We start from the raw sequence: 20,704 nt of genomic DNA on the forward strand, positions 1-20,704 counted from the left end.
ACGCGGGTGGGCGGGGGCTTCGGCGCGCCGTGCACGCCGACCACCGTGCGTTCCGTCTCGCGCACCGCCGGCAGCTCCGGGAAGAGCGACGCGACATGCGTGTCCGGGCCGACGCCCAGCATCAGGACGTCGAAGGTCGGTACCGGGACGCCCGCGGCGGCGGCCGCTGATTGATAGTGCTCCGGGCCCGCCGCCGCGGCCAGTTCGGCCGCGTACGCCTCGGCGGCCGCGTCCACCTCGTAGAGGCCGTCGGACGCGGGCATCGGGTGCACCCGGGCCGGGTCGAGCGGCACCGAGTCCAGGAGCGCCTCGCGGGCCTGCGTGTAGTTGCGCTCCGGGTCGCCGTCCGGCAGGAAGCGCTCGTCGCCCCACCACAGGTCCAGACGCGACCAGTCGACCGCGTCCCGCGCGGGGGACGCGCTCAGCGCGGCCAGCAGGCCGTTGCCGTTGCGGCCGCCGGTCAGGACCACCGACGCGTACCCGCGCGCGGACTGCGCGTCGACGATCCGCGTGATGAGACGGGCCGCCGCGGCCCGCGCCATCAGCTCCTTGTCGCGGTGGACGACCAGCTGCGGTGCTCCGCTCACTTCGCCGCCGCCTTCTTGGCCGCCGTCTTCTTCGCGGGGGAGGCCTTGGCGGGGGCCGCCTTCTTCGGGGCCTCGGACGACGCCGCCCCGGACGGCTTCGCGTCGTCGGACGGCTTGGCCTCGGCGGAGGACTCCGCCGGCTCGCCCAGGCGGTCCACGCCGTACTTCAGCGCGGACGCGTAGGTGTCGTCCGGGTCGAGGCGCCGCAGCTCCTCGGCGATCAGCTCGGCCGTCTCGCGGCGCTTGAGCGCCACCGCGCGGTCGGGCTGCCCCTGGATGGAGAGCGTCGCGAGCGAGCCGTCGGCGCGGTCGAGCACGATGGGACCGCAGTCGGTCTCCATGCGCACGCCGGTCAGGCCGGGGCCCGCCGACAGCGACCGCTTCACCGGCACGTCGAGCCGGTCCGCGAGCCACATGGCGAGCAGCTCGCAGCTCGGGTTGAACTCCTCGCCCTCCACCTGCACGGAGGTGACCTTGCACGTGACCTGGTCGAGCGCCGCCGCCAGCATCGAGCGCCACGGCGTGATGCGGGTCCAGGACAGGTCCGTGTCACCGGGGTGGTAGGCCTCGGCGCGCGTGGTCAGCTCGTGGATCGGCTGCTCGGCCGCGTACGTGTCCGTGACGCGGCGCTGGGCCAGGGCACCGAGCGGGTCCTTGGCGGGGTCCAGCGGCGCGTTCACCGGCCACCAGACGACCACGGGGGCGTCGGGCAGCAGCAGCGGCAGGACGACCGACTGGGCGTGGTTGATGACCTCGCCGTACAGGCGCAGGACCACCGTCTCGCCGGTGCCCGCGTCCGCGCCCACCCGCACCTCGGCGTCCAGGCGCGAGGTGGTGCGGTCGCGCGGCGAGCGCGCCGCGCGCTTGATGACGACGAGCGTGCGCGAGGGGTGCTCGCGCGACGCGTCGTTGGCCGCCTTCAGGGAGTCGTACGCGTTCTCCTCGTCGGTGACGATGACGAGGGTCAGCACCATGCCGACGGCCGGGGTGCCGATCGCCCGGCGCCCCTGCACCAACGCCTTGTTGATCTTGCTGGACGTGGTGTCCGTGAGGTCGATCTTCATGGCCGACGCCAGCTCCGTCCGTCTCGTGCGAGCATCTCGTCCGCCTCGGTCGGGCCCCAGGTGCCGGCCGGGTACTGCGCGGGCTTGCCGTGCTTGTCCCAGTACTCCTCGATCGGGTCGAGGATGTTCCAGGACAGCTCGACCTCCTCCGTGCGCGGGAAGAGGTTGGCGTCGCCGAGCAGGACGTCCAGGATCAGGCGCTCGTACGCCTCCGGGCTGGACTCGGTGAAGGACTCGCCGTACGCGAAGTCCATCGAGACGTCCCGGATCTCCATGGAGGTGCCGGGCACCTTCGAGCCGAACCGGACCGTGATGCCCTCGTCGGGCTGGACGCGGATGACGATCGCGTTCTGCCCGAGCTCCTCGGTGGCGGTGTGGTCGAAGGGGGAGTGGGGCGCGCGCTGGAAGACCACCGCGATCTCCGTCACCCGGCGGCCGAGCCGCTTGCCGGTGCGCAGATAGAACGGCACGCCCGCCCAGCGGCGGTTGTCCACCTGCAGCTTGATGGCCGCGTAGGTGTCGGTCTTCGACTTGGGGTCGATGCCGTCTTCCTGGAGATAGCCGACGGCCTTCTCGCCGCCCTGCCAGCCCGCGGAGTACTGCCCGCGCACGGTGTCCTTGCCGAGGTCCTTCGGCAGCTTCACCGCGCCCAGCACCTTCGCCTTCTCGGCGACGAGCGCGTCCGCGTCGAAGGAGGCGGGCTCCTCCATGGCGGTCAGCGCCATCAGCTGGAGCAGGTGGTTCTGGATGACGTCACGGGCGGCGCCGATGCCGTCGTAGTAGCCGGCGCGGCCGCCGATGCCGATGTCCTCGGCCATCGTGATCTGCACGTGGTCCACGTACGACCGGTTCCAGATCGGCTCGAACATCTGGTTGGCGAAGCGCAGCGCCAGGATGTTCTGGACGGTCTCCTTGCCGAGGTAGTGGTCGATCCGGAACACCTGGTCCGGGTCGAACACCTCGTGCACGATCGCGTTCAGGTCCTGCGCGGAGCCCAGGTCGTGGCCGAACGGCTTCTCGATGACGGCGCGCCGCCACGAACCCTCCGGCGCGTCCGCGAGGCCGTGCTTCTTGAGCTGCTGGACGACCTGCGGGAAGAACTTCGGGGGCACCGAGAGGTAGAAGGCGAAGTTGCCGCCCGTGCCCTGCGCCTTGTCGAGGTCCTGGATCGTGGCCTTGAGCTGCTCGAAGGCCGCGTCGTCGTCGAAGTTGCCCTGGACGAAGCGCATGCCCTGGATGAGCTGCTGCCAGACCTCCTCGCGGAAGGGCGTGCGCGCGTGCTGCTTGACGGCGTCGTGCACCTCCTGCGCGAAGTCCTCGTCCTGCCACTCGCGGCGGGCGAAACCGATGAGGGAAAAGCCCGGCGGCAGCAGACCGCGGTTGGCGAGGTCATAGACGGCGGGCATCAACTTTTTACGGGACAAATCGCCCGTGACGCCAAAAATGACCAGGCCCGACGGCCCCGCGATACGCGGGAGCCGTCGGTCTGCGGCGTCACGCAGCGGATTGCTGCTTGACAAGGTGGTCAGCCCTCCGAAGGGGTGAGGCGCTGGAGCTCCGCCTCGGTGGACTTGAGCAGGTCGTTCCAGGACGCCTCGAACTTCTCGACGCCCTCGTCCTCCAGGAGCTGCACGACGTCGTCGTACGAGATGCCGAGCTTCTCCACGGCGGCGATCTCGGCGCGCGAGGCGTCGTACGTGCCCGCGATGGTGTTGCCGGTGATCTGCCCGTGGTCGGCGGTGGCCTCCAGGGTCGCCTCCGGCATCGTGTTCACCGTGTTCGGCGCGACCAGGTCGTCGACGTACAGGGTGTCCTTGTACGCCGGGTCCTTGACGCCGGTCGAGGCCCACAGCGGACGCTGCTTGTTGGCCTGCGCCTTGTCCAGGGCCGCCCAGCGGTCGGAGGCGAAGACCTCCTCGTACGCCTCGAAGGCCAGGCGGGCGTTGGCGAGCGCGGCCTTGCCCTTGAGGGCCTTGGCCTCGTCCGTGCCGACGCCGTCCAGGCGCTTGTCGATCTCGGTGTCCACACGGGACACGAAGAAGGACGCCACCGAGTGGATCTTGGAGAGGTCCAGGCCGCGCTCCTTGGCCTTCTCCAGGCCGGCGAGGTAGGCCTCCATGACCTCGCGGTAGCGCTCCAGCGAGAAGATCAGCGTGACGTTGACGCTGATGCCCTTGCCGATGACCTCGGTGATCGCGGGCAGGCCCGCCTTCGTCGCCGGGATCTTGATGAGCGTGTTGGGGCGGTCCACCAGCCAGGCGAGCTGCTTGGCCTCGGCGATCGTCGCCGCCGTGTTGTGGGCCAGGCGCGGGTCGACCTCGATCGAGACCCGGCCGTCCTGGCCGCCCGTCGCGTCGAAGACCGGGCGCAGGATGTCGGCGGCGTCACGGACGTCCGCCGTCGTGATCATGCGGATGGCCTCTTCGACGGTGACCTTGCGGGCGGCGAGGTCGGCGAGCTGCTGCTCGTACCCGTCACCCGACGAGATCGCCTTCTGGAAGATCGACGGGTTGGTCGTGACGCCCACGACGTGCTGCTGGTCGATCAGCTCGGCGAGGTTGCCGGACGTGATCCGCTTGCGCGACAGGTCGTCCAGCCAGATCGCGACGCCCTCTTCGGAGAGGCGCTTCAGTGCGTCTGTCATGGAAAATACATCTCCCGATTTCTGAGACTTCGTCGTATGTCGGCGTCAGCGCCGTGCGGCGTCGAGCGATTCCCGGGCCGCGGCGGCCACGGCGTCGGCCGTGAAACCGAACTCGCGGAAGAGCACCTTGCCGTCCGCGGAGGCACCGAAGTGCTCCAGCGAAACGATGCGTCCCGCGTCACCCACGTACTTGTGCCAGGTCAGGCCGATGCCCGCCTCGACCGCCACGCGCGCCTTGACGGACGGCGGCAGGACGCTGTCGCGGTACCCCTGGTCCTGCTCCTCGAACCACTCGACCGACGGCATCGAGACGACGCGCGTCGCCACGCCCGCGGCCTGCAGCTGCTCGCGCGCCTCGACGGCGAGCTGCACCTCGGAACCGGTGCCGATGAGCACGACCTCGGGCGCGCCGCCCTCGGCCTCGAACAGGACGTAACCGCCCTTGGCGGCGTCCTCGTTGCGCTCGTACGTCGGCACGCCCTGGCGGGTCAGCGCGAGGCCGTGCGGGGCGCTCTTGCCGTAGTCCTTCTTGCCGCGGCGCAGGATCTCGCGCCAGGCGACGGCCGTCTCGTTGGCGTCGGCCGGGCGGACCACGTTCAGGCCCGGGATGGCGCGCAGCGAGGCGAGGTGCTCGACCGGCTGGTGGGTCGGGCCGTCCTCGCCCAGACCGATGGAGTCGTGCGTCCACACGTACGTCACCGGCAGGTGCATCAGGGCCGACAGGCGGACGGCGTTGCGCATGTAGTCGGAGAACACCAGGAAGGTGCCGCCGAAGATGCGGGTGTTGCCGTGCAGCGCGATGCCGTTCATCTCCGCGGCCATGGAGTGCTCGCGGATGCCGTAGTGGATCGTGCGGCCGTACGGGTCCGCCTCCGGCAGCGGGTTGTCCGCCGGCAGGAAGGAGCTCGTCTTGTCGATCGTCGTGTTGTTCGAGCCCGCGAGGTCGGCGGAGCCGCCCCACAGCTCGGGGATGACCGCGCCGAGCGCCTGGAGGACCTTGCCGGACGCGGCACGCGTGGCGACACCCTTGCCGGTCTCGAACGCGGGGAGCTTCTCCTCCCAGCCCTCGGGCAGCTCGCCCGCGGCGATGCGGTCGAACTCGGCGGCGCGCTCGGCGTTGGCGGTGCGCCAGGCGGCGAGCCCCTTCTCCCACTCGGCCCTGGCCTCGCGGCCGCGGTCGAGGGCCTTGCGGGTGTGCCCGATGACCTCGTCGGAGACCTCGAAGGTCTGCTCCGGGTCGAAGCCGAGGACGCGCTTGGTGGCGGCCACCTCCTCGTCGCCGAGCGCCGAGCCGTGCGCGGCCTCGGTGTTCTGCGCGTTCGGGGCGGGCCAGGCGATGATCGAGCGCATGGCGATGAAGGACGGCTTGTCCGTCACGGCCTTGGCGGCCTGGATCGCGGCGTAGAGGGCGGCCGGGTCGAGGTCGCCGTTCTCCTTGGGCTCCACGCGCTGCACGTGCCAGCCGTAGGCCTCGTACCGCTTCATCGTGTCCTCGGAGACCGCGGTCTCCGTGTCGCCCTCGATCGAGATGTGGTTGTCGTCCCACAGCAGGACCAGGTTGCCGAGCTTCTGGTGCCCGGCCAGCGAGGAGGCCTCTCCGGAGATGCCCTCCTGGAGGCAGCCGTCGCCCGCGATCGCGTAGATGTAGTGGTCGAACGGAGAGGCGCCCTCGGCCGCCTCCGGGTCGAACAGACCGCGCTCGTAGCGGGCCGCCATCGCCATGCCCACGGCGTTGGCGACGCCCTGGCCCAGCGGGCCCGTGGTGGTCTCCACGCCGACCGTGTGGCCGTACTCCGGGTGGCCCGGGGTCTTCGAGCCCCAGGTCCGGAAGGCCTTCAGGTCGTCCAGCTCCAGGCCGAAGCCGGCCAGGTACAGCTGGACGTAGAGGGTCAGGGACGAGTGGCCCGCGGAGAGGACGAACCGGTCGCGCCCCGTCCACTCGGCGTCGGCCGGGTCGTGGCGCATGACCTTCTGGAAGAGCGTGTACGCGGCGGGCGCGAGGCTCATCGCCGTACCGGGATGGCCGTTGCCGACCTTCTGTACGGCGTCCATGGCCAGGACACGAGCGGTGTCAACGGCCCGCTGGTCCAGTTCGGTCCACTCGAGGTCTGTGGTGGTCGGCTTGGTGCTCACCCTGAGTCAGGGCTCCTCTCCACATGTCGAATGCCGGTGAGGGAGATCCCAGCCGGCCGATGTCGAGCCTACCGCTGCGAGAACGTGCATTTTTTCGAGTCATTCCAGACTGCCGGGACATGCCGGGATCCGCCTCCTGAAAGGAAAGGGGCGGGATTCACCAAGTGAATAAGGAGGTGCTCATGTGACCGCTCAAAGGGCCGTCGGGATCGCTCATGTGTCCGCTCGAGGGACCCGTCGGTCCGCTCATGTGACGGTCCAACTCACCACCGGCGCGCTTCGACCCGCCGCCCAACACGACCCCACCCCCGCGAAGGGCGAGGTATGGGCAACGTCTACAGTGGCGTGGTACGCGCGAGCCTTTACCGGATCTTCATGTCAGAAGGTGCTGGTCGGCTCGCTGGGATGTCTCTGTCAGGGGTGTGCGTGACGGCCGTTGAATCCCGTCCAGCGGGGGTTTCCGGGACGGACATTAGCCCGAGCCATCGGCCGTTCGGGGCCCGCGTCAAGGCGTTCGTGGCGCTGACCAAGCCGCGGATCATCGAGCTGCTGCTCATCACCACCGTCCCGGTGATGTTCCTCGCCGAGCAGGGTGTGCCCGACCTGTGGCTGGTCTTCGTGACCTGCGTGGGCGGCTACCTCTCCGCGGGGGGCGCCAACGCGCTCAACATGTACATCGACCGCGACATCGACGCCATGATGGACCGCACGTCGCAGCGGCCGCTGGTCACCGGCATGGTGAGCCCCCGTGAGTGCCTCGTCTTCGGCATCACGCTGGGCATCGTCTCCACGCTGCTGTTCGGCTACGCCGTGAACTGGCTCTCCGCCTGGCTCTCGCTCGGCGCGCTGCTCTTCTACGTGGTCGTCTACACGATGATCCTGAAGCGCCGCACCTCGCAGAACATCGTCTGGGGCGGCATCGCGGGCTGTCTGCCGGTCCTCATCGGCTGGTCCTCGGTCACCAACTCCATGTCGTGGGCGCCGATCATCCTCTTCCTCGTCATGTTCTTCTGGACGCCGCCGCACTACTGGCCGCTGTCCATGAAGGTCAAGGACGACTACGCCCGCGTGGGCGTGCCGATGCTGCCGGTGATCGCCTCCAACAAGGTGGTCGCCCGTCAGATCGTCCTCTACAGCTGGGTCATGGTCGCCGTCTCGCTGCTCCTGCAGCCGCTCGGCTACACCGGCTGGTTCTACACGGCCGTGGCGCTGGTCACCGGCGGCTGGTGGCTGTGGGAGGCGCACGGGCTGCAGAACCGCGCCAAGGCGGAGGTCACGGGCGTCAAGCTCAAGGAGATGCGGCTCTTCCACTGGTCCATCACCTACGTCTCCCTCCTCTTCGTCGCGGTGGCGGTCGACCCCTTCCTGCGCTGATCCGAGACTTCGCCGACGGGCGGGGCGCGTGGTGTCGAAGACCACGCGCCCCGCCCGTCGCCAGTTGATCTACCCGTCGGTAGCATCCTGCCCATGGCAGACACGCAGCAGGTGGACAGCAAGGAAGCCGCCAGGGCCGAGCGCCGGGCGGCCGGGCTCGCCAAGGAGATCGGCGCCTTCGCGCGGGCGCACGGCGGTGCCGAGGGGCAGATCGCGTACATCGGGCACGAGGGCACCCGCATCGTCCTCGTCGGCGAGGACGGCGCCTGGGGCGACCTGGTGGCCCCGACCTACGCCGTCGCGCAGAGCGCCGTGGAGAAGGCCGGCATCACCGTCCACGAGGACTTCGACGGCGACTTCGCCGCCAAGGTGAAGACCGGTCCCTACGAGTGGACCCGGATGGCGGGCATCCAGATCGGCGGACCCAGCAACGGCTGACGCCGGAGGCCCCCGCAACGGCTGATGCCGGGCCGGCTCCCTCCCGGGACCGGCCGAAAGCAACACCTGTCACCGGGTTCACCCGTTAGGACCGTAGAAGCACGGTCCACTCAGCGGGAGCCCCGGATGATCGAAACGCCGTCCCTGGTGGACCAGTACTGCCATGGAGTCCTGCGTACGGAGCTGGGCCTCGGCACCTTCGAGGCCCACCTCGGCCGGGGCGAGGGACCGCCCGCCCCCGGCACCACCTTCTTCGACACCCAGACCGGCTTCGCGGTGCGCCGCTGGTGTCCGCCGCTGCTGGGCCTCGAGCCGCACTGCCCGCCGGCCCGCTATCTCGCCCGCCGCCGCGAGCTGGGCGTCTTCGAGTCGGGGCGCCGCCTGCTCCGGGGCAGCGGCATCACCACCTACCTCGTCGACACCGGCCTGCCCGGCGACCTCACCGGGCCGTCCGAGATGGCCACCACCGGCGACGCCGAGGCCCGCGAGATCGTCCGCCTGGAGTTACTGGCCGAGCAGGTCGCGGACACCTCGGGCACCGCCGACTCGTTCCTCGCCAACCTCGCCGAGTCCGTGCACGCCGCGGCCGCGCACGCCGTCGCCTTCACCTCGGTCGCGGGGGTGCGCCACCCGCTCGCCCTGGACGCGCGGGCGCCGGGGCCCGGCGAGGTGCGGGGCGCGGTGGGGCGGTGGCTCACGGGGCGGCAGGTGGGCGGCGTGCTCACCGATCCCGTGCTGCTGCGGCATCTGCTGTGGATCGCCGTGGCCTCGGGCCGGCCGCTCCAGCTGCACGCGGGCGCCGGCGACCCGCAGACGTACTTCGGGGACTTCGCGCGCGCCACCGCGGGGCTCGGCACCGATCTGGTGCTGCTGCACGGCTATCCGTACCACCGCAGCGCCGCGCACCTCGCGGCCGTCTTCCCGCACGTGTACGCCGACCTCGGCCCCGCGCTCGTGCGCACCGGGGCCCGCGCGGCGGCCGTCCTCGCGGAGATCCTCGAACTCGCGCCCTTCGGCAAGCTGCTGTTCTCCAGCGGCGCCCACGGGCTGCCGGAGCTGCACGTCGTGGGGGCTCACCTGTTCCGCGAGGCGCTCGGGCGGGTGCTGGGCACCTGGGTGGCCGAGGGCGCCTGGTCGCTCACCGACGCGCAGCGCGTGGCGGGGCTGATCGCCTCGGGCAACGCCCGCAGGGTGTACGGCCTCTCAGACGGCCGAGAGGCGTGAGTCGTCCGCCTGGGCGGGCAGGTCGGCCGTGGTGACCGGGCGCTCCCGCAGCGCGAGCAGGACGCGCATCACGGCGATCCACACCAGGCACGAGCCCAGCATGTGCAGGCCGACCAGGACCTCCGGCAGGTCCGTGAAGTACTGGACGTAGCCGATGGCGCCCTGCGCGAGCAGGATCAGGAACAGGTCGCGAGTGCGGGCCAGCGGGCCGCGCGGCGCGTCGACCGCCTTGAGCACGAACCACAGGGCGAACGTCAGCGTCACCACGATCCACGCGAGCACCGCGTGCAGCTTGCTGACCATCTCCCAGTCGAAGCCCATCCGCGGGACGTCGCTGGAGTCGCCCGCGTGCGGCCCGGAGCCGGTCACGACCGTGCCGACCGCGATCAGCAGGACGGAGGCCGCGACCAGGAACCACACCAGCTGGACGACGGCCTTGCCGACCAGCGGACGGGGCTCCGCGTCGCCCTCGCGGGTGCGCTGCCACATCGTGACGGCGACCGCGATCAGGGCGGAGGAGAGCAGGAAGTGCGCCGCGACCGTCCACGGGTTCAGCCCGACGAGGACGACGATGCCGCCGAGCACGGCGTTGCCCATGACCAGCCAGAACTGCGTCCAGCCGAGCAGGGTGAGGCTGCGCCGCATCGGCTTCTGCGAGCGGGCCGCGATGATCGCCCAGCCGACGACCGCGCACAGCACGTACGTCAGCATGCGGTTGCCGAACTCGATGGCGCCGTGGAGACCCATCTCGCTCGTCGCGGTCAGCGACTCGTCCGTGCACTTGGGCCAGGTCGGGCAGCCGAGGCCCGAGCCGGTCAGCCGGACGGCGCCGCCGGTCACCACGATGACGACGGTCATCACGACGGAGAGGAGGGCCGCCCGCTGGACGGTCCGCTGGGTGGGGGTCCAGCGCTCGGCGATGAAGGCGAGCGGGTTCCGCACGGCTTGAGCGACGTCGGCTCGGGTCACGTTGGGCACGCGCTCCATCGTAGGGGGCCGCTTGTGCACGGCTTCACGAGGGGGACGTATGCGGTGCTTTTGTGACCACGGTTACTGCTCCCGGCGGACCGTCGCCGCTACTCCCAGCGGAAGAACCGCGCCGCCGCGCCGAGCCCGAGGACCGCCCACACGGCGAGGATCCCGAGGTCCGCCCACGGCATGCCCGCGCCGTGCTGCAGGACGTCGCGCAGCCCGTCCGAGAGCGCCGAGACGGGCAGCAGGCCGAGCACCGACTGGGCCGCGTCGGGGAACTTGTCGAGCGGGACGATCACGCCGCCGCCCATGAGGAGCAGCAGGAAGACGAGGTTCGCGGCGGCGAGCGTCGCCTCGGCCCTGAGCGTGCCGGCCATCAGCAGCCCGAGCCCGGAGAACGCGGCCGTGCCGAGCACCAGGAGCAGCAGCACGGCGAAGGGGTTGCCGTGCGGCGACCAGCCGAGGGCGAACGCGATGACCGTGAGCAGCACGATCTGCAGGACCTCGGTGACCAGGACGGAGAGCGTCTTCGCCGTCATCAGGCCCCAGCGGGGCAGCGGGGAGGCGCCGAGCCGCTTGAGCACGCCGTAGCGCCGCTCGAAGCCCGTCGCGATGGCCTGACCGGTGAACGCCGTCGACATCACCGCGAGCGCGAGGATGCCGGGCGCGAGGAAGTCCACGGCCTTGCCGTCACCCGTGTCGACGATGTCGACCGCGCTGAACAGGACGAGCAGCAGGGTCGGGATGACGACGGTCAGGAGCAGCTGCTCGCCGTTGCGCAGCAGCATCTTCGTCTCCAGGGCCGCCTGCGCCGCGATCATGCGGGGGAGCGGGGCGGCGCCCGGCTTCGGCGTGTACGTACCGGCGGCGCTCATCCGCGCAGCTCCTTACCCGTGAGCTCCAGGAAGACGTCTTCCAGGGTGTGGCGTTCGACCGAGATCCTGTCCGGCATCACTCCGTGCTGGGCGCACCAGGAGGTGACGGTGGCGAGCAGCTGGGGGTCGACCGTGCCGCTGACGCGGTAGGCGCCGGGGGTCAGCTCGGCCGCGGCCGAGTCCGGCGGGAGCGCCTTGAGGAGCGAGCCGACGTCGAGGCCGGGGCGGCCGGTGAAGCGCAGGGTGTTCTCGGCGCCGCCGCGGCACAGCGCGTCGGGGCTGCCCTGGGCGATGACCCGGCCCGCGTCGATGATCGCGACGTCGTCGGAGAGCTCCTCGGCCTCGTCCATGTGGTGCGTGGTGAGGATGACGGAGACGCCGTCGCGGCGCAGGTCGCGCACCAGGTCCCAGGTGGCGCGGCGGGCCTGCGGGTCCAGGCCCGCGGTCGGCTCGTCGAGGAAGACGAGCTCGGGCCTGCCGACCACCGCCATCGCGAGCGCGAGGCGCTGCTGCTGGCCGCCGGACAGGCGCCGGTAGGTGGTGCGTCCGCAGCTGCCGAGGCCGAGGCGCTCGATGAGGTCGGCGACATCCAGTGGGGCGGCATGAAGCCTGGCGACGTGGCGCAGCATCTCGTCGGCGCGGGCGCCGGAGTAGACGCCGCCGGACTGGAGCATCACGCCGATCCGGGGCCGCAGCGCGTCGGCCTCGCGGACCGGATCGAGGCCGAGGACGCGGACGGTGCCGGAGTCCGGCTTCCGGTAGCCCTCGCAGGTCTCGATCGTGGTGGTCTTGCCGGCGCCGTTGGGGCCGAGGACGGCGGTGATGCCCGCCCCGGCACTCAGGTCGAGACCGTCGACCGCGGTCTTGGTGCCGTACCGCTTGACCAGATTCTGGATCCGGACGACGGACTCGTTTCGCATGGTGAGCCAGTCTAGGGACGGGCCCGAGGTCCCGGGCGGGCGGGGCGCCGGTCCTCTTCTTGGTGACTTTTTCCGGTCATACGGGGACGGGGCGGGGCCTAGCGTCGATACGTGACCAGCATCGCGGAGAACGTCGAGGAGACCTCGGAGCAGGCGGCCCACAAGGCGCACGACCTGCGGCGCACCCCCCGCTACTTCGTCTCGGCGGTGCTCGCGGGCGCGTACATCGGGATCGGCGAGGTGTTGCTCCTGGTGGCGGTGTCGCCGTTCGTGGCGGCGGGCTCCCCGGCGGTGAAACTCCTCGAAGGAGCGGTCTTCCCGATCGCCCTGACGATCGTGATGTTCGCGGGGGCCCAGCTGTTCACCAGCAACGTGATGGTGATGCTGATCGGCGCGCTGACGGGCCGGACGGGCGCGCGGGACCTGGTCGGCAGCTGGGTGCTCTCCCTGGCGGGCAACCTCGTCGGCGCCTTCCTCTTCGGCGCGATGGTGCACGCGTCGGGCGTGACGTCGACGCCGTCCGCGCGGGCGATGCTCGCGGAGATGGTGCACGGCAAGCAGGAGCTGGACGGCGGTCAGCTGTTCTGGCGGGCGGTGCTCTGCAACTTCCTGGTCTGCCTGGCCATCTGGATGTTCTACCGGGCCAAGGGGGACGGCGCGAAGGTCTTCGTGCTGTGGATCCCGGTCCTCGTCTTCGTCGCGGTGGGCTTCGAGCACTGCGTGGCGAACATGGCGCTGTTCGCGCTGGCGATCCTCGACGGTGGGGCGGGCCTCGCCGATCTGGGGCGGAACCTGCTGTTCACGGTGCCGGGCAACGTGGTCGGCGGCGGGCTCCTGGTGGCCGGGTCGTACTGGTTCATGGGGCGGCCGGAGCGCGAAGAGGACCTCTGAGGGCTACGGCTCGGGGCGCGGCGCGTGCGCGGGCAGCCACTGTTCGGCGTACGCGACGGCGTCGGCCAGCGGGAACAGCCGCGACTCGGCGGCGCCCACGAGCCCGCGCACGACCTCCGTGTCCCGCTCGAAGGCCGCGCCGAGCTCGCCGAAGCGGTCGCTGGGGGTCGCCGGTTCCCGCACGGTCCTCCACTCGCGTCCCCGGGACGTCATGGCCGCGAAGGAGTTCTCCGTCTCCGGGCCGGGGACCCGGTACTGGGCCAGGTGGAAGGCGGTGCAGGAGTCGTAGCCCGCGCCCAGGAGCAGCACGCGGGCGCCCGCCTTCTCCAGATGGGCCAGCGGGCTGCGCTCGCCGAAGCTGGAGCCGCGGGCGTGCCCGGCGGTGATCGTGGCGGCGGCCGGGCCGAGCGCGGCGAAGGACGCCTGGGGGTGCGCGCTGCGCAGGGCGCCGGGCCAGGTGCGCACGGCCTCCGGGACGACGCCGACGCCGAAGGAGGGCGAGGTCAGCGGGTCGTAGGCGGGCATCGTCGCGCGCAGCACCGGCCACCAGCTCTCGGGCACGGGCGGGTCCCGCCACACCGAGGGCTCGGAGTTGTCCCCGGTGTGGGTGGGGACCACCAGCGTGCCGTCGGGGCCCAGGGCGTCGAGCAGCGCCTGGACGAGTGCGACCGCGCCGCCGCTGACCCAGCCGAGGGCGCTCAGCGAGGTGTGCACGAGGAGCGTCTCGCCGGGGCGCACGCCGAGCTCGAGGAGCTCGGCCGCGAGCGAGGCGCGGGTGCACAAAGGGCCGGTCGGAGGGGGTGTCGGCATGGTCAAGGAGTCTTCCGGAAGGGCCTCGCGCACGCCACCGATTTGATCGATCAGTGATCGTTTCCGCAGGTCAGCTTAGGTATGCCTAAGTGATGCAGCGCACGAGCGGGTGGTCCGGGCGCGGGTTGTCAGGCTCTGAGGAATTACGCAACAATGGCGTTGTGAAAAACGTCGGCGAGCCCCCCCAGGAGGAACTCGCGACCGGTGAGCGGTCCACACGCAACCGAGTCGCGCGCTCCATCCTGGACCACGGCCCGTCCACCGTCGCCGACCTCGCGGGGCGCCTCGGCCTCACCCAGGCCGCCGTCCGCAGGCACCTCGACGCCCTCGCGCACGAGAACGTCGTCGAACCCCGTGAACAGCGGGTCTACGGCGCCCGGACCCGCGGCAGGCCCGCCAAGGTCTTCGCCCTGACCGACTGCGGACGCGACGCCTTCGACCAGTCGTACGACAAGCTGGCCGCGGACGCGCTGCGCTGGATCGCTGACCACCACGGCGAGGGGGCGGTCGTCGAATTCGCCCGCGCGAGGATCACCGCCCAGGCGGAGACGTACCGCAGGACCATGGACGCCGCGCCGCCCGAGCAGCGCACGGAGGCTCTGGCGAAGGCGTTGACCGCCGACGGGTACGCTGCTACGGCGCGCAGCGCACCGGTCGGCGAGCAGCTCTGCCAGCACCACTGCCCGGTCGCCCATGTCGCCGAGCAGTTCCCGCAACTGTGCGAGGCGGAGACGGAAATCTTCTCCGCGCTGCTCGGCACGCATGTGCAGCGCCTTGCCACCATCGCCCACGGAGACGGCGTCTGCACGACGTTCATCCCGCGCAGCGGCGGCAGCGGCAGCGGCGGCAGCACCACCACACGGACCACCACATCAGCATCAGCAAGCACGGCCGGGAGGAACCCCGCATGACTCTCCCCACGGAGACTGCCCACCCTGAGCTCGAGGGCCTGGGCAACTACGAGTACGGCTGGGCCGACTCCGACGCGGCCGGTGCCGCCGCCAAGCGCGGTCTGAGCGAGGACGTCGTCCGCGACATCTCCGCGAAGAAGAACGAGCCGGAGTGGATGACCAAGCTCCGCCTCAAGGGCCTGCGCCTCTTCGACAAGAAGCCCATGCCGAACTGGGGCTCGGACCTCTCCGGCATCGACTTCGACAACATCAAGTACTTCGTGCGCTCCACGGAGAAGCAGGCGGAGTCCTGGGAGGACCTGCCCGAGGACATCAAGAACACGTACGACAAGCTCGGCATCCCCGAGGCGGAGAAGCAGCGCCTCGTCGCCGGTGTCGCGGCCCAGTACGAGTCCGAGGTCGTCTACCACCAGATCCGCGAGGACCTGGAGGAGCAGGGCGTCATCTTCCTGGACACCGACACGGCGCTGAAGGAGCACCCGGAGCTCTTCAAGGAGTACTTCGGGACCGTCATCCCCGTCGGCGACAACAAGTTCGCGTCGCTGAACTCCGCCGTGTGGTCCGGTGGCTCGTTCATCTACGTCCCCAAGGGCGTGCACGTCGAGATCCCGCTCCAGGCCTACTTCCGCATCAACACGGAGAACATGGGCCAGTTCGAGCGGACGCTGATCATCGTGGACGAGGACGCCTACGTCCACTACGTCGAGGGCTGCACCGCGCCGATCTACAAGTCGGACTCGCTGCACTCCGCGGTCGTCGAGATCATCGTCAAGAAGGGCGGCCGCTGCCGCTACACGACGATCCAGAACTGGTCGAACAACGTCTACAACCTGGTCACCAAGCGCGCCGTGGCGTACGAGGGCGCGACCATGGAGTGGATCGACGGCAACATCGGCTCCAAGGTGACGATGAAGTACCCCGCCGTCTACCTCATGGGCGAGCACGCCAAGGGCGAGACGCTGTCGATCGCCTTCGCGGGCGAGGGCCAGCACCAGGACGCCGGCTCCAAGATGGTCCACATGGCGCCGAACACGTCCTCCAACATCGTCTCCAAGTCGGTGGCCCGCGGTGGCGGCCGTACGTCGTACCGCGGCCTCGTCGAGATCGGTGAGGGCGCCGCCGGATCCAAGTCGAACGTGCTGTGCGACGCGCTGCTCGTCGACACGATCTCGCGCTCGGACACCTACCCCTATGTCGACGTCCGCGAGGACGACGTCTCCATGGGCCACGAGGCGACCGTCTCCAAGGTCTCCGACGACCAGCTCTTCTACCTGATGAGCCGCGGTCTGACCGAGTTCGAGGCCATGGCCATGATCGTGCGCGGCTTCGTCGAGCCGATCGCCAAGGAGCTCCCCATGGAGTACGCCCTGGAGCTGAACCGGCTGATCGAGCTGCAGATGGAGGGCGCGGTCGGCTAGTCCGGCCGCCTCCCGCCGCAGCGAGCAGACTTCTTTAACGCAGAGAGAGAGCACGACGACAGCCATGGCTGAGGCTCAGAACATCCCGGTGGGCTCGACCACCGCCGGATCGATCGCGGTGGCCGCCGAGTCCACCGTCGCCACCCGCATGAGCGCGCCCCCGTCCTTCGACGTGGCGGACTTCCCGGTCCCCCACGGCCGCGAGGAGGAGTGGCGGTTCACGCCGCTGGAGCGCCTGCGCGGGCTCCACGACGGCACGGCGGTCGCCGACGGCGGCATCCGCGTCGAGGTGGTCGCCCCCGAGGGCGTCACCCAGGAGACCGTCGGCCGGGACGACGCGCGCGTCGGCAAGGCGGGCAAGCCCGTCGACCGCGTCGCCGCCCAGGCGTACTCGTCCTTCGAGAAGGCCTCGGTCATCACCGTCCCCAAGGAGACGGTCCTCACCGAGCCGATCCGGATCGCCGTGCACGGCGAGGGCGGCACCGCCTTCGCGCACCAGGTCATCGAGCTGGGCGCGTTCGCCGAGGCCCTGGTCGTCATCGACCACACCGGTGACGCCGTGCTCGCCGCCAACGTCGACTTCGTCGTCGGCGACGGCGCCAAGCTCACCGTCGTCTCCGTCCAGGACTGGGACGACACGGCGGTGCACGTCGCCCAGCACAACGCGCTGGTCGGCCGCGACGCCTCCTTCAAGTCCGTCGTCGTCACCTTCGGCGGCGACCTGGTCCGCCTCCACCCGCGCGTCAACTACGCGGGCACCGGCGGCGAGGCCGAGCTCTTCGGTCTGTACGTGACCGACGCCGGCCAGCACCAGGAGCACCGCCTCCTGGTCGACCACAACACCCCGCACTGCACGTCGAACGTCGTCTACAAGGGCGCGCTCCAGGGCGACGACGCCCACGCGGTGTGGATCGGCGACGTCCTCATCGAGGCCGCCGCCGAGGGCACGGACACGTACGAGATGAACCGCAACCTCGTGCTGACCGACGGCGCCCGGGTCGACTCGGTGCCGAACCTGGAGATCGAGACCGGCGAGATCGTCGGCGCCGGCCACGCCTCGGCGACCGGCCGCTTCGACGACGAGCAGCTCTTCTACCTGCAGTCGCGCGGCATCCCGGAGGACGAGGCCCGCCGCCTGGTCGTCCGCGGCTTCTTCGCCGAGCTGGTCCAGCAGATCGGCCTGCCGGACGTCGAGGAGCGCCTGATCGCCAAGATCGAGCAGGAGCTGGAGGCGACGGTCGCATGACCTTCGTACGCGCCTGCGGACTGAGCGAGCTGGAGGAGGACACCCCCAAGCGGGTGGAACTCGACGGCACGCCGGTCTCGGTCGTCCACACCGAGGGCGAGGTGTACGCGATCCACGACATCTGCTCGCACGCGAACGTCTCGCTCTCCGAGGGCGAGGTGGAGGACTGCCAGATCGAGTGCTGGCTGCACGGCTCCGCGTTCGACCTCCGCACCGGCAAGCCGTCCGGCCTTCCCGCGACGCGCCCCGTCCCCGTATACCCCGTAAAGATCGAAGGGGACGACGTGCTCGTCTCCCTCTCCCAGGAGTCCTGAGGCACCCATGGCAACGCTTGAAATCAAGGACCTGCACGTCACCGTCGAGGCCGACAACTCCACCAAGGAGATCCTCAAGGGCGTCGACCTGACCGTGAAGCAGGGCGAGACCCACGCCATCATGGGCCCGAACGGCTCCGGCAAGTCGACGCTCGCCTACTCCATCGCGGGCCACCCCAAGTACACGATCACCAAGGGCACCGTCACCCTCGACGGCGAGGACGTCCTGGAGATGTCCGTCGACGAGCGTGCCCGCGCCGGCATGTTCCTCGCCATGCAGTACCCGGTCGAGGTCCCCGGCGTCTCGGTCTCCAACTTCCTGCGCACGTCGGCGACGGCGATCCGCGGCGAGGCCCCCAAGCTGCGCACCTGGGTGAAGGAGGTCAAGTCCGCGATGGAGCAGCTCCAGATGGACCCGGCCTTCGCCGAGCGCAACGTGAACGAGGGCTTCTCCGGCGGTGAGAAGAAGCGCCACGAGATCCTCCAGATGGAGCTCCTCAAGCCGAAGATCGCGATCCTCGACGAGACGGACTCCGGCCTGGACGTCGACGCCCTGCGCCAGGTCTCGGACGGCGTCAACCGCGTCCGCGAGACCGGTGAGGTCGGCACCCTGCTGATCACGCACTACACGCGCATCCTGCGCTACATCAAGCCCGACTTCGTGCACGTCTTCGCGAACGGCCGCATCGCCGAGTCCGGCGGCGCCGAGCTCGCCGACAAGCTCGAGGCCGAGGGCTACGAGGCCTACACGAAGGGTGGCGCATCTTCGTGACACAGCTGCCGGGCCTCCTCGACACCGAGGCGATCCGCAAGGACTTCCCGATCCTGGATCGCCGGATCCACGACGGCAAGAAGCTCGTGTACCTGGACAACGCGGCGACCTCCCAGACGCCGCGCCAGGTCCTCGACGTACTGAACGAGTACTACGAGCAGCACAACGCCAATGTTCACCGCGGCGTGCACGTCCTCGCCGAGGAGGCCACGGCGCTGTACGAGGGCGCCCGTGACAAGGTCGCGGAGTTCATCAACGCGCCCAGCCGCGACGAGGTGATCTTCACCAAGAACGCCTCCGAGTCGCTCAACCTCGTGGCGAACATGCTGGGCTGGGCCGACGAGCCCTACCGCGTGGACCACGAGACCGAGATCGTCATCACGGAGATGGAGCACCACTCCAACATCGTTCCGTGGCAGCTGCTCTCGCAGCGCACCGGCGCGAAGCTGAAGTGGTTCGGCCTGACCGACGACGGTCGGCTCGACCTCTCGAACATCGACGAGATCATCACGGAGAAGACGAAGATCGTCTCCTTCGTGCTCGTGTCGAACATCCTGGGCACGGTCAATCCGGTCGAGGCGATCGTGCGCCGCGCCCAGGAGGTCGGCGCGCTCGTCCTGATCGACGCCTCGCAGGCCGCGCCGCACATGCCGCTGGACGTGCAGGCGCTGCAGGCCGACTTCGTGGCCTTCACCGGCCACAAGATGCTCGGCCCGACGGGCATCGGCGTCCTGTGGGGACGGCAGGAGCTCCTGGAGGACCTCCCGCCCTTCCTCGGCGGCGGCGAGATGATCGAGACGGTGTCGATGCACTCGTCGACGTACGCTCCCGCCCCGCACAAGTTCGAGGCGGGCACGCCCCCGGTCTCCCAGGCCGTCGGCCTCGGCGCGGCCGTGGACTACCTGTCGGCGATCGGCATGGACAAGATCGCCGCGCACGAGCACGCGATCACCGAGTACGCGGTCAAGCGGCTCCTGGAAGTCCCGGACCTGAAGATCATCGGTCCGTCGACGGCCGAGGACCGGGGCGCCGCGATCTCCTTCACGCTCGGCGACATCCATCCGCACGACGTGGGCCAGGTCCTCGACGAGCAGGGCATCGCGGTGCGTGTCGGCCACCACTGCGCGCGTCCCGTCTGCCTGCGCTACGGAATTCCCGCGACCACGCGAGCGTCGTTCTATCTGTACTCCACGCCCGGCGAGATCGACGCCCTCGTCGACGGCCTGGAGCACGTACGGAACTTCTTCGGCTGAGGGGCTGGCTGGGAACGTGAAGCTGGATTCGATGTACCAGGAAGTCATCCTGGACCACTACAAGCACCCGCACGGGCGTGGTCTGCGCGATGGCGACGCCGAGGTGCACCACGTCAACCCGACGTGCGGCGACGAGATCACGCTGCGCGTCAGGTACGACGGGACGACGATCGCCGACGTGTCGTACGAGGGCCAGGGCTGCTCCATCAGCCAGGCCAGCGCGTCCGTCCTGAACGACCTGCTCGTCGGCAAGGAGCTCGCCGAGGCGCAGCAGATCCAGGGCACGTTCCTGGAGCTGATGCAGTCCAAGGGCAAGCTGGAGCCGGACGACGCGATGGAGGAGATCCTGGAGGACGCCGTGGCGTTCGCCGGTGTCTCCAAGTACCCGGCGCGGGTGAAGTGCGCCCTGCTGAGCTGGATGGCGTGGAAGGACGCGACGGCTCAGGCGCTGGGCGAGAACGACGGGGCCGCTGAAAGGAAGACGGCATGAGCGAGAACGAGACCCTGACCACGAAGCCCGCTTCGGAGGAAGAGGTCCGCGAGGCGCTGTACGACGTCGTCGACCCCGAGCTGGGCATCGACGTCGTCAACCTCGGTCTGATCTACGGCATCCACGTCGACGACGCCAACATCGCCACGATCGACATGACGCTGACGTCCGCGGCCTGCCCGCTGACCGACGTCATCGAGGACCAGGCGAAGTCCGCCACGGACGGCATCGTCAACGAACTCCGGATCAACTGGGTCTGGATGCCGCCGTGGGGCCCGGACAAGATCACGGACGACGGGCGCGAGCAGCTTCGGGCGCTCGGGTTCAACGTCTGAGCGAGCATTTCTGCCACGAGAAGGCCCTCCGCA

General features: G+C 70.2%; 21 protein-coding genes. 12 read left to right on the top strand and 9 right to left on the bottom strand.

Annotation, left to right across the window (positions count from 1 at the left end):
- The 5 genes from pgl to tkt all read right to left on the bottom strand — a co-directional run.
- Window positions 1–542: 6-phosphogluconolactonase (pgl, locus tag AOK22_RS08830; RefSeq protein ID WP_055698070.1), on the bottom strand; the 542-nt coding region annotated here is incomplete at its 3' end.
- Between the two features lie 41 nt (window positions 543–583).
- A complete protein-coding gene (gene opcA / locus AOK22_RS08835) occupies window positions 584–1,651 on the bottom strand; it encodes a glucose-6-phosphate dehydrogenase assembly protein OpcA (protein WP_055698044.1) in 1,068 nt (355 codons plus the stop codon).
- Window positions 1,648–3,180, bottom strand: coding sequence for a glucose-6-phosphate dehydrogenase (gene zwf, locus AOK22_RS08840; RefSeq protein WP_055698071.1), 1,533 nt, complete (start codon window positions 3,178–3,180; stop codon window positions 1,648–1,650). The genes opcA and zwf overlap by 4 nt, the downstream gene beginning before the upstream one ends.
- Window positions 3,177–4,295, bottom strand: a complete 1,119-nt coding sequence (gene tal / locus AOK22_RS08845) for a transaldolase (protein ID WP_055698045.1) — start codon at window positions 4,293–4,295, stop codon at window positions 3,177–3,179. The genes zwf and tal overlap by 4 nt, the downstream gene beginning before the upstream one ends.
- A 45-nt stretch (window positions 4,296–4,340) precedes the next feature.
- Complete coding sequence (gene tkt / locus AOK22_RS08850) at window positions 4,341–6,428, bottom strand: transketolase (RefSeq protein WP_055698046.1); 2,088 nt, start codon at window positions 6,426–6,428, stop codon at window positions 4,341–4,343.
- 420 nt (window positions 6,429–6,848) lie between these two features.
- Here tkt and AOK22_RS08855 point away from each other — a divergent pair, with 420 nt between their 5' ends.
- From AOK22_RS08855 to AOK22_RS08865, 3 genes are all read left to right on the top strand, one after another.
- Window positions 6,849–7,802, top strand: a complete 954-nt coding sequence (locus tag AOK22_RS08855; protein ID WP_079036446.1) for a heme o synthase — start codon at window positions 6,849–6,851, stop codon at window positions 7,800–7,802.
- 93 nt (window positions 7,803–7,895) lie between these two features.
- Window positions 7,896–8,240, top strand: coding sequence for a hypothetical protein (locus tag AOK22_RS08860; protein WP_055698048.1), 345 nt, complete (start codon window positions 7,896–7,898; stop codon window positions 8,238–8,240).
- A gap of 126 nt (window positions 8,241–8,366) precedes the next feature.
- Window positions 8,367–9,464: an amidohydrolase family protein gene (locus tag AOK22_RS08865; protein ID WP_055698049.1), complete on the top strand. Its 1,098-nt coding sequence runs from the start codon at window positions 8,367–8,369 to the stop codon at window positions 9,462–9,464.
- On the opposite strand, the gene AOK22_RS08870 is transcribed toward AOK22_RS08865, so the two are convergent.
- From AOK22_RS08870 to AOK22_RS08880, 3 genes are all read right to left on the bottom strand, one after another.
- Window positions 9,444–10,451 (bottom strand): COX15/CtaA family protein, encoded by a 1,008-nt coding sequence (locus AOK22_RS08870; protein ID WP_055698050.1) that lies wholly within the window; start codon window positions 10,449–10,451, stop codon window positions 9,444–9,446. The genes AOK22_RS08865 and AOK22_RS08870 overlap by 21 nt on opposite strands.
- A gap of 89 nt (window positions 10,452–10,540) precedes the next feature.
- Window positions 10,541–11,311: an ABC transporter permease gene (locus tag AOK22_RS08875; protein ID WP_055698051.1), complete on the bottom strand. Its 771-nt coding sequence runs from the start codon at window positions 11,309–11,311 to the stop codon at window positions 10,541–10,543.
- A complete protein-coding gene (locus AOK22_RS08880) occupies window positions 11,308–12,231 on the bottom strand; it encodes an ABC transporter ATP-binding protein (protein WP_055698052.1) in 924 nt (307 codons plus the stop codon). Before AOK22_RS08880 ends, AOK22_RS08875 begins: the two co-directional genes overlap by 4 nt.
- Window positions 12,232–12,342: 111 nt before the next feature.
- Here AOK22_RS08880 and AOK22_RS08885 point away from each other — a divergent pair, with 111 nt between their 5' ends.
- Window positions 12,343–13,122: a formate/nitrite transporter family protein gene (locus AOK22_RS08885; protein ID WP_055698053.1), complete on the top strand. Its 780-nt coding sequence runs from the start codon at window positions 12,343–12,345 to the stop codon at window positions 13,120–13,122.
- Window positions 13,123–13,125: 3 nt separating this feature from the next.
- On the opposite strand, the gene AOK22_RS08890 is transcribed toward AOK22_RS08885, so the two are convergent.
- Window positions 13,126–13,932, bottom strand: a complete 807-nt coding sequence (locus tag AOK22_RS08890; RefSeq protein ID WP_055698054.1) for an AAC(3) family N-acetyltransferase — start codon at window positions 13,930–13,932, stop codon at window positions 13,126–13,128.
- A 161-nt stretch (window positions 13,933–14,093) separates the two neighbouring features.
- Between AOK22_RS08890 and AOK22_RS08895 the strand changes: the two genes are divergently transcribed.
- The 8 genes from AOK22_RS08895 to AOK22_RS08930 all read left to right on the top strand — a co-directional run bounded on the left by AOK22_RS08895 (window position 14,094) and on the right by AOK22_RS08930 (window position 20,671).
- Window positions 14,094–14,843 carry a helix-turn-helix transcriptional regulator gene (locus tag AOK22_RS08895; protein ID WP_055698055.1) on the top strand — a complete coding sequence of 250 codons (750 nt, stop codon included), beginning with the start codon at window positions 14,094–14,096 and terminating at the stop codon, window positions 14,841–14,843.
- A complete protein-coding gene (sufB, locus tag AOK22_RS08900; protein WP_055698056.1) occupies window positions 14,840–16,261 on the top strand; it encodes a Fe-S cluster assembly protein SufB in 1,422 nt (473 codons plus the stop codon). The genes AOK22_RS08895 and sufB overlap by 4 nt, the downstream gene beginning before the upstream one ends.
- Window positions 16,262–16,325: 64 nt before the next feature.
- The gene (gene sufD, locus AOK22_RS08905) at window positions 16,326–17,507 is read left to right on the top strand and encodes a Fe-S cluster assembly protein SufD (protein WP_055698057.1); all 1,182 of its coding nucleotides are present in this window, start codon (window positions 16,326–16,328) and stop codon (window positions 17,505–17,507) included.
- Window positions 17,504–17,821, top strand: a complete 318-nt coding sequence (locus AOK22_RS08910) for a bifunctional 3-phenylpropionate/cinnamic acid dioxygenase ferredoxin subunit (RefSeq protein WP_055698058.1) — start codon at window positions 17,504–17,506, stop codon at window positions 17,819–17,821. The genes sufD and AOK22_RS08910 overlap by 4 nt, the downstream gene beginning before the upstream one ends.
- A gap of 7 nt (window positions 17,822–17,828) precedes the next feature.
- Window positions 17,829–18,593, top strand: a complete 765-nt coding sequence (sufC, locus tag AOK22_RS08915; RefSeq protein WP_055698059.1) for a Fe-S cluster assembly ATPase SufC — start codon at window positions 17,829–17,831, stop codon at window positions 18,591–18,593.
- Window positions 18,590–19,846: a cysteine desulfurase gene (locus AOK22_RS08920; protein ID WP_055698060.1), complete on the top strand. Its 1,257-nt coding sequence runs from the start codon at window positions 18,590–18,592 to the stop codon at window positions 19,844–19,846. The genes sufC and AOK22_RS08920 overlap by 4 nt, the downstream gene beginning before the upstream one ends.
- 16 nt (window positions 19,847–19,862) lie before the next feature.
- Window positions 19,863–20,336 (top strand): Fe-S cluster assembly sulfur transfer protein SufU, encoded by a 474-nt coding sequence (gene sufU, locus AOK22_RS08925; protein ID WP_055698061.1) that lies wholly within the window; start codon window positions 19,863–19,865, stop codon window positions 20,334–20,336.
- Window positions 20,333–20,671 (top strand): metal-sulfur cluster assembly factor, encoded by a 339-nt coding sequence (locus AOK22_RS08930; RefSeq protein WP_030687191.1) that lies wholly within the window; start codon window positions 20,333–20,335, stop codon window positions 20,669–20,671. The genes sufU and AOK22_RS08930 overlap by 4 nt, the downstream gene beginning before the upstream one ends.
- The last annotated feature ends 33 nt before the right edge of the window (window positions 20,672–20,704 follow it).

This window comes from Streptomyces silaceus (assembly GCF_001419745.1).
Taxonomy (GTDB): domain Bacteria; phylum Actinomycetota; class Actinomycetes; order Streptomycetales; family Streptomycetaceae; genus Streptomyces; species Streptomyces silaceus.